13 protein-coding genes are annotated in these 12,078 nt (G+C 43.1%); 7 read left to right on the forward strand and 6 right to left on the reverse strand.

Going from position 1 to position 12,078, the window contains the following annotated elements:
- The first annotated feature begins 145 nt into the window (after positions 1 to 145).
- The 3 genes from LZG71_RS01790 (at position 146) to LZG71_RS01800 (ending at position 3,185) form a co-directional block, all read left to right on the forward strand.
- The gene (locus tag LZG71_RS01790) at positions 146 to 727 is read left to right on the forward strand and encodes a Crp/Fnr family transcriptional regulator (protein WP_233816374.1); all 582 of its coding nucleotides are present in this window, start codon (positions 146 to 148) and stop codon (positions 725 to 727) included.
- A gap of 129 nt (positions 728 to 856) precedes the next feature.
- Positions 857 to 2,959 (forward strand): hypothetical protein, encoded by a 2,103-nt coding sequence (locus LZG71_RS01795; RefSeq protein ID WP_233816376.1) that lies wholly within the window; start codon positions 857 to 859, stop codon positions 2,957 to 2,959.
- Positions 2,960 to 2,975: 16 nt separating this feature from the next.
- A complete protein-coding gene (locus LZG71_RS01800) occupies positions 2,976 to 3,185 on the forward strand; it encodes a 4-alpha-glucanotransferase (protein ID WP_233816378.1) in 210 nt (69 codons plus the stop codon).
- A 91-nt stretch (positions 3,186 to 3,276) separates the two neighbouring features.
- Here the strand turns inward: LZG71_RS01800 and LZG71_RS01805 are convergent, their stop codons facing one another.
- On the reverse strand, positions 3,277 to 3,786 hold the full coding sequence (locus LZG71_RS01805; protein ID WP_233816380.1) for a DUF892 family protein: 510 nt from the start codon (positions 3,784 to 3,786) through the stop codon (positions 3,277 to 3,279).
- Between the two features lie 6 nt (positions 3,787 to 3,792).
- Positions 3,793 to 4,155 carry a two-component system response regulator gene (locus LZG71_RS01810; protein WP_233816382.1) on the reverse strand — a complete coding sequence of 121 codons (363 nt, stop codon included), beginning with the start codon at positions 4,153 to 4,155 and terminating at the stop codon, positions 3,793 to 3,795.
- Positions 4,156 to 4,521: 366 nt separating this feature from the next.
- Here LZG71_RS01810 and LZG71_RS01815 point away from each other — a divergent pair, with 366 nt between their 5' ends.
- On the forward strand, positions 4,522 to 5,007 hold the full coding sequence (locus LZG71_RS01815; protein ID WP_233816384.1) for a CinA family protein: 486 nt from the start codon (positions 4,522 to 4,524) through the stop codon (positions 5,005 to 5,007).
- Positions 5,008 to 5,149: 142 nt separating this feature from the next.
- On the opposite strand, the gene LZG71_RS01820 is transcribed toward LZG71_RS01815, so the two are convergent.
- From LZG71_RS01820 to LZG71_RS01835, 4 genes are all read right to left on the reverse strand, one after another.
- A complete protein-coding gene (locus tag LZG71_RS01820) occupies positions 5,150 to 5,581 on the reverse strand; it encodes a hypothetical protein (protein WP_233816387.1) in 432 nt (143 codons plus the stop codon).
- 114 nt (positions 5,582 to 5,695) lie between these two features.
- Complete coding sequence (locus LZG71_RS01825) at positions 5,696 to 6,418, reverse strand: MBL fold metallo-hydrolase (protein ID WP_233816388.1); 723 nt, start codon at positions 6,416 to 6,418, stop codon at positions 5,696 to 5,698.
- Positions 6,419 to 6,900: 482 nt separating this feature from the next.
- Entirely contained in the window at positions 6,901 to 7,776 is an 876-nt protein-coding gene (locus tag LZG71_RS01830; protein WP_233816390.1) for an SDR family NAD(P)-dependent oxidoreductase, read from the reverse strand.
- A 76-nt stretch (positions 7,777 to 7,852) separates the two neighbouring features.
- Entirely contained in the window at positions 7,853 to 8,713 is an 861-nt protein-coding gene (locus LZG71_RS01835; protein WP_233816392.1) for an AraC family transcriptional regulator, read from the reverse strand.
- Positions 8,714 to 8,905: 192 nt separating this feature from the next.
- Between LZG71_RS01835 and LZG71_RS01840 the strand changes: the two genes are divergently transcribed.
- The 3 genes from LZG71_RS01840 (at position 8,906) to LZG71_RS01850 (ending at position 12,076) form a co-directional block, all read left to right on the forward strand.
- Positions 8,906 to 9,511, forward strand: coding sequence for a TetR/AcrR family transcriptional regulator (locus LZG71_RS01840; RefSeq protein ID WP_233816394.1), 606 nt, complete (start codon positions 8,906 to 8,908; stop codon positions 9,509 to 9,511).
- A gap of 132 nt (positions 9,512 to 9,643) precedes the next feature.
- Positions 9,644 to 11,014 (forward strand): TolC family protein, encoded by a 1,371-nt coding sequence (locus LZG71_RS01845; RefSeq protein ID WP_233816396.1) that lies wholly within the window; start codon positions 9,644 to 9,646, stop codon positions 11,012 to 11,014.
- 18 nt (positions 11,015 to 11,032) lie between these two features.
- The gene (locus LZG71_RS01850; RefSeq protein WP_233816398.1) at positions 11,033 to 12,076 is read left to right on the forward strand and encodes an efflux RND transporter periplasmic adaptor subunit; all 1,044 of its coding nucleotides are present in this window, start codon (positions 11,033 to 11,035) and stop codon (positions 12,074 to 12,076) included.
- The last annotated feature ends 2 nt before the right edge of the window (positions 12,077 to 12,078 follow it).

Below are 12,078 nucleotides of genomic sequence, written 5' to 3' on the forward strand. Positions count from 1 at the left end.
CAAAGGTAGCTGGTCCGAAATTGCTGCGGATTGACGTGCATCAACTGAGGCGATTGATCTAAATCAAGTTTTTCTTGACAAATTCGTGATTCAATCAATATGCTGGAAAAATTTATCTTTGTTACCAGCCAAGCATATTTCACTTATGATTCAAGTACTTTTCAGCCATATTGAAGAAAAAGTCATCCTGACAGAAGCTGATAAGGAAACAATTCAGACTTTTTTTGTTTCAAAAAAATTAAGAAAACGTCAGTATCTGTTGCAGGAAGGTGATGTATGCAAAAACCTGACCTTCATAGCAAAAGGACTGCTCCGTACTTATAATGTAGACGAGAAAGGCGATGAACACATGAGTGTATTTGGTTGGGAAGGCTGGTGGTTATCCGACTTCAATAGTTTCCTGACCGGTGATCCGGCAGTTTTTAATATTGATGCAATTGAAGATTCCGAGTTACTATTGATCTCACATGCAGACTATGAATCCCTGACACTCAGCGTACCGATTATGGACCGCTATTTCCGTATACTTTACCAAAACAGCATCGTCACAAAAGAACGAAGACTGATGAGTTCGATTACTCATAGTGCCGAAGAAAAGTACGTTCAACTGACGCAATCGAATCCTAAAATGATTGAACGCGTTCCTCAAAACCTCATTGCTTCTTACCTGGGAATAGCTCCGGAAACACTTAGCAGGATTAAGAAAAATCTGACTTTGCGGAAGTAGTGCCCGAATTCAGCGCATTTTCCTGGAAAGCATTCTATCCACAGGTTCAAAACGATGTTAAAATAGCGGAAGAAGCAGAATTTCGCCCGTAACCTGATTATAATACCGAAACTTGTGCTTTATCCTTTTATGAAAAAAACAGTACTTATCCTGCTTGCAGTGTTGGGAAACGTGATAAGCGCCTTGGCAATTGACAACGATGAACTTTGGTGGAAACGTAATAACCTCCGTGTAATCCAGACCAATCTCCCTGACTACGAAGCCGCGACGCTGAACGCGGATTCGCTAGTTGCTGACCTCAAAGCGTATTCAGCCAATACACTTATCATTAATGCTGGCGGTATCATGGCATTTTATCCTACGAAGCTGGATTTTCACTATCAGAATCCTCACGCAAGACCGAATGTTATGAAGGAAGTAGTCAGCAAGTGTCATGAAAATAATATCAGGGTAATTGTCCGGGTAGATTTCAGCCGTATTCACGAAAGCATTTATAAAAAGAACCCCGACTGGTGTTACATCTCACCAAAAGGGGAAAGGATTATCAATACGGACATGTATGTGGTCTCAATAAATGCGCCTTATGTGCAAGAAAAGGCTTTCCGGATCATTGAAGAAATAATAGATTTCTTTCCGGTTGACGGCATTTTTCTGAACATGCCCGGCTACCAGACCCGTAATCCTTATGAAGACAAATACCACGGAGTAGATCAGAACGAGTATGACCAGAAAGCATTTGCAGTATATAGCAATGGTTTGAAACTCCCGCTTGAAGAGAATTCGGCCGACCCTGTTTTCAGGAAATATTCAGAATTTAAAAAGCATAGTGTTGAGGAGTGGTCCCAAAAGCTGCATAAGATCGTAAAAGCTAAAAATCCTCAGACAGCGATTTGCACCTATATGGACAAATATGTGGACATCATTCGTCACGAATCCCAAAGCAATCCGTCGGTGCCTTACTGGCCATACACGGCCTCCGAAAATGTGGGCAATGCAAGCAATTCCTATCCGGAACACATCATCAGTAACGCACACATTCAGCAAATTTCCTTTCAATCTCGTTACAATGCTGTGGAGCCGGTAGAGGCGCAAATACGGCTTTACGAAAACATAGCGAACGGTTCGGGCCTGGACCTGAGCATGATGGGCGATATGCGCGGATATGAAGACGAGCGCAATTATCCGGTGTTTAAAAAAATCTATGGTCATCATAAGAAATTTGAACAGTATTATGGTAAATACAAATCGGTAGCAAAAGTGGTGGTGGTGGCACCCGGTTCGTGGATACATGGAGAAGCCGGTCAGGAATTCAGGGGCATACAGCTGATGCTGCGTGAGGCACATATTAACTTTGACATCATTGAATTTACGCAATTGGGCAATCAGGTGGAGCGGCTAAAAAAGTACAAAACCATCATTATTCCTGAAATCGTTTCGCTGGATTCTTCCTCATTAAAAGCTTTGCAGTACGCACTGGATCACGGTTCCCATGTGATTGCCACCAACCGGTCACTGGCAGCACATCCCGAAACGCTCGCCTCCATGTTTGGCGCCAGTATCGACCAGAAAGACAATGACGGAGCCGGAAATTATCTGATTCCTGATAAGACTGTTTTCAAAAGGTTTGAGAAACAGAAAATGCTGTTCTGGAAATACAATCTGGGGCTGTATAACCTTTCAGGAACTGATCAGACTTTCCTTCCCATTATGAGCAAAGGCCGCCCTGGCCCGCCCGAAATTATTGGCGGCCATGAAGCTACCGGATATTATGCAATGGGAATAAAAAACCATCCAAAAAGTAAGGCGGTGCTTTTACCGGTCAACCTGGGTAGACTGTACTACATGCATGGTTATCAGCAGGACAAAAACATTTTGCTGGATGTACTCGACTATATTATGCCGGAAGCAGCGCAGCAGGTGGTAACCAATGCTCCTGCAAGGGTTGAGGTGATCCTCAAAGAGTTTGCAAGAAATACAAAAGAAAACCAGAACAAGACGGAAATGGAAGGCCTGATCCTGCATCTGATCAACCTGACAGGTTTCAGCGGCATTACTTACTTCGATAATCTGCCGGTTCATGATCTGAAATTCGAAATACAGTCGGGCTTCAAACCATCAAAGGTGTTTGCCATGAACAGTAAAAAACCTGTGAAATTTGAATGGACCAATAACATTTTAAAGTTGCACCTCGGCACACTGGAAGATTACGAAGGCATTGTAATTATGCACTAATAATGAAGCAATTACAATGTTACCTTCCGGCAAAAGCAGACTGGCCTATTCTTCCGTTGCAAAAATGGCTGTAATTCCGATTCAGGATTTACTCAATCTCGATGAATCTTGCAAAATGAACGGTCCCGGATCTTCCGAATTTGAATGGACCTCATGCAAAGCAGCGTTTTATCAGGGACGTCATCCTATTTCACCTGACGAGTTGTATTTAGGTCAACACTTGTAGCATGTGCACCCCTTAGTGAGAAACGCTGAGACGGGAAAAATCATGGGGTGCACATTCACTAACAGGATGACATTTGCTAACCAGAACAGACTCAAACGGTCGAAATATACTTTGCACTGATGAGCAAAAGTAAAGTTCTGTCCGATTTTGCCTCGTCATAATTCTGTTTTATGAGCTCCTTGATACGATCGTTTTTCAACTTCACCGCCGCCATTTCGAGAATTTGAAAGGATGCCATTTCTATACTTTCGATATTGTGAAGATAAAACAGAATTGACATATCCCTTAACTCCGGACTTGCGCCGTACAGTTTGATATCTTCAAAAGACTCCTCAACCAAACCTTCTAGCCCATTTGAGTCAAGCTTGGAAAAGGCTGCAGGCATTATCATGTAAATTTCCTCCATTCTAACTATCTGATTTTTAACACTCTCTATGGTGTCGATCATGGCTTCACGCAGATCTGAGAAGTGGGCATTGTCCAGCACCTCAGGAAGCTCTGCTACCAGCAGTTTTTTAGCAGCATATATTTTGTTGAGGTGGTGAATAAAGAATTTTTCTAGTTCATCAAGGTTTACATTAATATCGTCTCTTCGATTCATAATTTTCTAGGAAAGGTATTTGTTCACCTGTAACATCAATGATATTACATCATAAGGTTTTTGAATATACATATCGGCATGACATTCCTGTGCGATCTCTGGCAAATTGTATTCTCCCGAACATAAAATTACGGGTACGCTCTCCATCTGAGGATTAGCCTTCAAATCTTTGCAAATATCAAAACCGGATCTGGAAGACCCCTTCAAACGCACATCAAGCAGAATCAGGTCTGGATGAATCACCTGTATATAATCGGTGTCGATTTGGGTTTTGGAGAAAATGACATCGAATCCTGAGTCTCGAAAAACGATCTTCAGTAATTCGAGCATGTCAGAATCATCTTCAATTATTAAAATTTTCTTACGCATTCAGGAAAGTTTCCAAAGGTTCAATTGGTGAAGGATCAAATCCTATGCCAGTGGTTATAAAAACCAGTACATCATTTCCCAATTATTGAAAATAATATGTTTAGAAACAAACCTTTCCTTTCCAATTATTTCCTGACCAACGAAATTCACTGCAAACCTGCTCAAATGAATCATCTGTTCTACCGACAACTTGTGATTATAGCCGGTGTATGTGGGCGTATTTGTGGGTATAAAAATGCAAACCTGCACCACAGAATTTCAACTGTAAATCATATGAACATGGCACATTTTTTTTAATGTGTTGCTTAAAAAAAGATTAAACCACACTGTACCGCTCATTTAAAACGTATCGATTTCAGCAGAACTATGCCATCAAAACTTATCATTGAATGTAGTAAAACACTAAGAGAACTTGGGTTAACCATCGCCTTCGCTGAAAGTGCAACGGCAGGAAGGATCGCCTCAGAATTTTCGCTGACCGAACATTCAGGAAGTATTTTGAAAGGAGGACTTGTATGTTACGATGCCGAAGTAAAAACAGATGTTTTAGGAATCGATCCGGTATTTATTCAGGGATGTACAGCCGAATCCAAAGAAGTCACGCAGAAGTTGGCTACCCGACTTAGAAACCTCATCAGGTCCGACATTCAGGTGGGCGTGACTGGGTTGACAACTCCCGGCGGAAGCGAGACGAAGGAAAAACCTGTAGGCACTATCTTCATCCACTTTCTGGTTCGTGACCGTTCCATAGCGGTGAGGGAAGTTTTTTACGGATTTCCTGAGGAAATTGTCCTATCGGCGGCCGACCTTGCAGCTAGCACACTTATAAAAGAGCTAACAAACGAACTTTGATTACAAATGCCAGAAAGATAAAACACGCAGCCAATCGTATTTTCAAAGGTTCAGTTGGTTCATTTTCAGTCATAATGACAGCCCTTCAAAAAAACGAGGCAATCCAATGAAGAAAGCCTCATTTGTGATTGAAGTAAGATTTTTATCTTGTTGTAAGAACAACCTGTCCTCTTGGAATGCTGATGTCAGCCTGATTCTCCGCTGTTATAAAAAAACCGGTAGGTTTGAAAGGTGTTGTGGTTTTTAACTCGCTCTTTAAATTCTTTGAAAACAGACCCGAAGCGTTTTTCAACTGACCAAGATTTTTGACCCCCTTGTTATCCGTATTTGTCCAGACTACATAGGTATTTCTGGATTCGACCAGCCTGCCTGGCTCTGAGAGATTGTGAACAACCAAATTCACAGCATAGTTATCATTTTTATCTTTTTTAAATTTTACTGATCCCTGAGCTGCCGGTACGATAACGGATTCAGAAAAAGTAAACTTTTTTGAGCAGGACGTTCCTATGATTGACAATAAAAGAAACAATCCTATTGATGAAGTTTTGAGATAGGAGTTTTGACGATTTTTCAATTTTACTTCTGTTTTAGTTTACATTAGAACCGGCGTTTTCCAGCCTGGTTCAATTATGGATATAGATATAAACGCACAACTGCTATTTTCATGCCAGGAAAGAGTATCCCTGCTTCAAAACCGAAGTATAGGCTGTTTCAGATCGTGGTACAGAAGTATTTCCCAATTCTCGGCCTTGGCCTTTTCTTCCCAATTGATACGTTGCTGCAATGCTTTTTTGCCATCAAAATCAGTTTTAAAAGCAATTGGATACTTTAAATAACCAGCAGTCGGAAGATTATCACCACCGTAAAAGGCGGTCTTTCCTGCTTCGCTGATCAGGAAAACCTGATGATAGGGAGTATGACCACCAGAAACCTCGAAAGAAATTTCAGGGGTAATATTGCCACTGTCGGCATCCATCCACACCATTGCTGCATGTTCTGTAATGAAACTAAGGACTTCCTGATCGTAAGAATGGTTTCCTGCTTTTGAAACAGCAAAATCGTATTCTCTTTTCTGCATATAAATTTTGGCATTGGGAAAGTTCAGTGCCCAATCCTGATCCTGCTGGCTAACCAACCCATTGATATGATCCTTATGTAGATGTGACAAAAGTACCTTATCCACGTTCTCTGGCTGAAAATCTGCTTTTTTAATGTTTCGGATAATTCTGGGCACACCTTCATCCAGCCATCCCAAACCTGCATCGAGAAGAACGAGCTGTTCATCAGTTTCGATCAAAAATGGTTGCACCGCCATTTTTAATCCCGGCGCATTACCGGATCTTTCCAGATCGCTGAATACTTTGTTGTTGTCTACGGAGAAACCTCCATCTATTAAAGGGTATATGTTCATGTATAGGTAGCACTTAATTGTTGGCAAACATTCCAGGGTATAGAAGACAACAATTGCAATTTAGCAAAACCGTCTGTGTCACTTTCTCATATTTCAATACCAAAACCTGAAAAAAGATTCATCATAAGTTGAAAGTGACTACAAGCCATCAACTTACAAGTGCACATACTCAAAAAGCTGTGGAAGGATGAGCCGTGAAAACTTCGCTACATTGAGAAAATATGATTCTCCCGATTTTTGTGAACCGGCACGGATATTTAGTAGTGTGGCGACAAGCAAATTAACAAACCTTAAACGCTGGAATCAGGGCAAATACAGTTGTAAGTATACTGTTGATCGGTTACCTCATCCGAAGTGTGTGAAACACACCATAGTCTGACCCATTCCCCGCAATATACAGGCTGGCAAGCCGGCTTGGTACAGCCGCAAGTCATAAAAACAAATGTCCTCTTGCACCGTGATTTTGCCTGTAACTAAACAGACTATTTCAATTCCTGCCGAATGGCATTTTTCATAGCACGGTCCATCATCCGTTCCGGCAACAGCGAGAGAAGATAGGTCTGAACAGCGTGGGGCCAGTAGGGCATTACACTTTTTTTCCCACAGCCAACCACCGACAACACCTTCTTTGCAAATTGCCGGCTGGATGGTCTCAGAAAACTGACTGGTTTTTTGTTGGACCCTGTATGGACACTTCCCGTCAGTATCGAAATGGTCTCGATAGTATCCAGTTCTACCGATAGCGATTTTGAGAATGCATTATTATAAGCCTTGGTGGCCGCATAGACCGCCAGGTAGGGTGGTGGATGTATCCCTGCATAGGACGATATATTCAGCACAAGTGCCGGCCCCGAAAGAAAGGGAAGCAAACAGTTTGTCAGATGGGTAGGGAAAAGTACGTTCACATTCACAGTTGCATCAATCTCAGCCTTTGAAAGCTGGGAGAATGACTTGATTGGTCCGATTCCCACGTTATTAACCAGCACTTTAATTGGTAATTGTTGAATCTCCGAAATATCAGATAAGTGGTTCACACTGCTGTCATGGATGAAAGACCGGATATCCAGCAGAGGGTTTATCGTCAATACTTCGCGGTTAACTGTGTCTATTTTATCCGGATCCCTGCCATGCAGGATAAGATTGAAACCTTTTGCCGCCAGCTCAAGAGCAATAGCTTTACCAATTCCGTCTGAGGCACCCGTTACAACTGCGTATGCTCCATCTGTTTTGTACTTTAAAATTGACGATGGCCTTATGTAAGTGTAGACAAAGTTTAAAAGTAGATAAGTTATCCGAAGCAGGACAAGCAGGCCGAGAATGTTCACTACGGGGCTCGCTGTGATTTGATGTATGCTCATGTTCTGAATTATTTTAACTGCAAAACAATGGCATAAAGGGAGCTGCACCAATGGCGAATCGGATGTAAACGATGGACTATTTACGGTACTTCTGTCTGAACGACATGGGCGACATGCCTGCACCCTTCGTGAAAAAACGTGAAAAATAATGATGGTCGTCAAAACCAAGCATCGCCGAAATTTCTTTTACGGAACGATCGGTGTAAAACAAAACCCTTTTGGCCTCGATGACGATTTGCTGCTGTATCCAATGGCTTGCCGAAAATCCCGTGACTCTTTTTACAACCTCGTTCAGGTAAGATGCGGAGATATTCAGTAATCCGGCATAGCCGGAAGGTGTACGCTCAGTCTTGTAGGATTGAGACAAAAGTCTTTTAAATTGTTTGGCAATAATAACCGGGCGAAGATGGCTACCAGATGCTGCATCCTCCATGCTATCAAATGCGCTGGCGATCATGGCTATACAGGCATCCGTTAAGGAGCGGCTGATTTCAGCCTGAAGATTACTTTCACCAGGTCTGTCCGATATATCCGTGAGTAATTCAATACTTCTTTCCAATAAAACTGCATCAACGTCGTCCAGAGCCATGCAACCTTGTAAAGGTACTTTGTCTTCAAAAATATATTGCAGGGAATCCTTTATCAATGCTGTTTCAATAGCAATGAACAATGCCTTCACCTCCTTAGCGGAAATGCCTTGATGAACCTGGCCGGGCAGGATACAAAGAATGGCACAGCCGTTGATCTCTATTTCGTTAAAATCAACCATGATTGTGCTCTGACCTGTCAACTGGACCACAAATATGTAATGGTCGTCACGATGGGCAGCTTTTGAAAGCAGGGCCTGATCGTCAGTTCCCTGGTACCTCGTAATTTTGAGCCCATGCCGGGTGATTTCTTCAAGTGTCAGAATTGGGATTTCTTTTTTCTGTTTCATGACCAAATAATAACGGGACGACAAGGTAAGCAGGAAAACATTTCATTTCACGCCTGTGGTAGCTCTGATGCACATGGGTTAGTTTGTTACAAGGCCTTTTCTTATATTTTTTGAACACTGTTCAAAAAAATTAGATGTTAGTTTGTTTTATTGAACACCGTTCAATACATTTGCATATCAAATGAGTTTAACATGTCGGTAGCGAAAAGAAAAGAGCAGGAAAAGATAGAAATGCACAAACGCATACTGGACAGTGCGCGCAAGATATTTCTTGAAAAGGGCTACGAACAGACCAGCATTCGCAACATTGCAAGTGCGATCAGTTACAGTCCGGGTTCAATCTATTTTTACTTTAAGGACAAGAACGAGATTTTTCACGAGCTCCATAAAGAGGGGTTCAGGTTGTTTTTAAGCCAGATGAAAGCTTTGGATGTGATTGAAGACCCGTATGAGCGCTACAAAGCGCTGGGTTTGGTATTCATCCGTTTTGCACAGAACCATACCGATTATTACAACCTGATGTTTTTGGTCAGTGAGACTGGTAAAGCCGAGGGGGAAGGATTTCAAATCGCGCAGGGAGCGATTGAGCATTTATCGGGCGTAATACAGCAATGCCAGGATCAGGGAAGGTTCCGGGGGCTGGACAATAAGTACTTAACATTAATGACGCTTTCTTTGGTACATGGTATTTGTTCGTTGTACTGCAAAGACCGGATGTCGGGCTTTTTTGAAAAATCAAGTGAAGAGCTGATGATTCACGGGTATGAAACCTTCATTGCCTTGATAGAGTCGAAATAGGATCAGAAGTATTTAAATTAAGTCAAAAAGTATAAGCATTATTTTAGGCCGGCTGAGACAGGATGTTTTTCATCCTGAATGAATTGGTCTGTTTTTTTGAATATTTATTAAACAGTGTTTAAAATTATTACAGTGAACAAATTTATAAAAAAGTCAGGCGTTTGGAAAACGGCGCTGTCGTTTCCTATGCTTGCCATGCTAGCTTATCCGGCTCGCGGACAGAGCAGGCTGAATGATTACATCACCGAAGGGCTGGGGTCCAATCAGAGCATCAAACAGCAGAATTTTCTGTTGGAAAGAAACGTGCTGGCCCTGGCAGAAGCCAAAACCATGTTTCTGCCCAGCGTATCATTTTCTGCCACCTACACCAAGGCGAGCGGCGGACGGACAATCGATTTTCCGACAGGAGATCTTTTAAATGGGGTGTATTCTACGCTCAACCACCTGACGGGCAGTAGTGCCTTTCCCAATTTGCAAAACCAGAGCATCCAGCTTTTTCCTGACAATTTTTACGATGCGAAATTCCGGACCACGCTGCCTCTGATCAATGCGGAACTGGTTTATAACAAGCGTATCAAAGGCCAGCAGGTAGATCTGCAAAAAGCGGAGGTACTTGTATACAAGCGCGAACTGGTCAAAGAGATCAAAACCGCCTACTATCAATATGCCAAGGCGATTAACGCGGTTGAAATCTACGAATCCTCACTCGGTCTGGTACAGGAAGGCAAGCGTATCAACCAGGTTCTTTTTGACAATGAGAAGGTTAACCGGACCGGGGTGATCCGAAGCACCAATGAAGTAACTAAAATTAATGCGTCTTTGAGTGCGGCAAGACAAACGAAAGAATCTGCCCGCAACTACTTTAATTTTCTGCTCAACCGGCCTTTAACTGACAGCGTCAAGATAGATTCGATTACCAGTCTGCCGGAACTTGGCATGCTGCTGGCTGGCGATGTGACCGGAAGGGAAGAGCTGGAGAAACTCAGAATTTCACAAGGAATCAGCACTAACCTGACGGATCTTGCCAAATCTTACATCGTACCCAAAGTAGGAACGTTTATAGACCTGGGTTCGCAGGCATTCGAGTGGGATTTTAACAAAAAGAGCCGCTACTACTTCTGGGGTGTGTCACTGGACTGGGACCTTTTCGCTTTTGGAAAGAATAATTACAAAATCAAAAAAGCGGCCGCTGAACAAAGAAGCATTTCGGCACAGACCGATTACATCGCAAAGCAGTTGGAAACCGAGCTGAAAGTACGCCAGAACCAGATGCAGAGCGCGGTGGCACAGTATCAATCCGCACAGTCGCAGCTTAAAACCGCCCAAACCTACTACAACGACGAGCTGAAATTGTACCGGGAAGGCGTGGCGATTTACATCGAACTGCTCGATGCGCAAAACCAGCTGATCAATGCACGTCTGGATGCCAATATCGCGCTGTTCGACATCTGGATTACCCAGGCATCCATCGAGCGCGCCAGTGCCAGTTTTACTTTTAACTAATTCAAAAAAATAGAATATATGAAAACGATACCATTACTGATTTTAGGCACTGCGGCCTTTCTGGGCTGCAAACAAACACCTAAGCAGGAAGTCCATTTCGATGACAGGGAAGCAATTCCTGTAAAAGTTTCCGTGGTCAGCTCACTTGATGTTTCGGGAAATATCACTGCCACAGGTCTTGTGAGCACAGAACACGAAGCAAAGTATGGCTTTAAAATAGGCGGGGTGATCAGCCGCATTCTGGTCGAGGAAGGGCAATCTTTCAAAAAGGGGCAATTATTGGCCGTTTTGAACGCCACAGAAATTGCAGCGGGATTAAGCCAGTCGAATCTGAATGTAGAAAAAGCGCAGCGCGACTATGACCGGGCGGTGAATCTTTACCGTGACAGTGTGTACACCAAAGAGCAGCTGCAGAATACCAAAACACAGCTTGACATCGCCAAAAAAGGGGATGAAACCGTTTCCTTCAATGAGCAGTATTCCAGGATTTACGCCGCTTCCGATGGTTTTGTAGCACAGCGGCTGGCTTCGGAAGGAGAGGTGATTGCCCCGGGCAGCCCGGTGCTGGTTATCAATGAGACCAAACAGGACAAAAGCTTTCTGCTCAAGGTAGGGCTTACTGATAAGGAGTGGGCCGCTGTTACTGCCGGACAAAAGGCAACGGTTTCGCTCGATGGATATCCGGACAGACCAATTGATGCCTACGTACTGCGAAAATCTCAAACTGCCGATGTGGCCGCAGCCTCTTTTCAGGTAGAATTGAAACTGAAACTGACCGACATCAAACCTGCCGTGGGCATGTTTGGCAAAGCACAGATCGTTACCGGCAAAGCGCAGCATGTAATGAGCATTCCCTACGATGCTCTGGTGGAAGCGGATGGATACAGCGCCTATGCATTCATTTTGAATGGGCCCGGAAAAGTGAAGAAGGTAGCTGTTGATATTGCCAGTTTCGACAACAAAACCGTGTATTTGAAAGACGGGCTTAAACCAACCGACCAGGTGGTGATTTCCAATAGCGCCTACCTGAACGAAGAATCTACCATTAAAGTAATACAGTAATC

It is taken from the genome of Dyadobacter sp. CY312, assembly GCF_021390535.1.
Taxonomy (GTDB): domain Bacteria; phylum Bacteroidota; class Bacteroidia; order Cytophagales; family Spirosomataceae; genus Dyadobacter.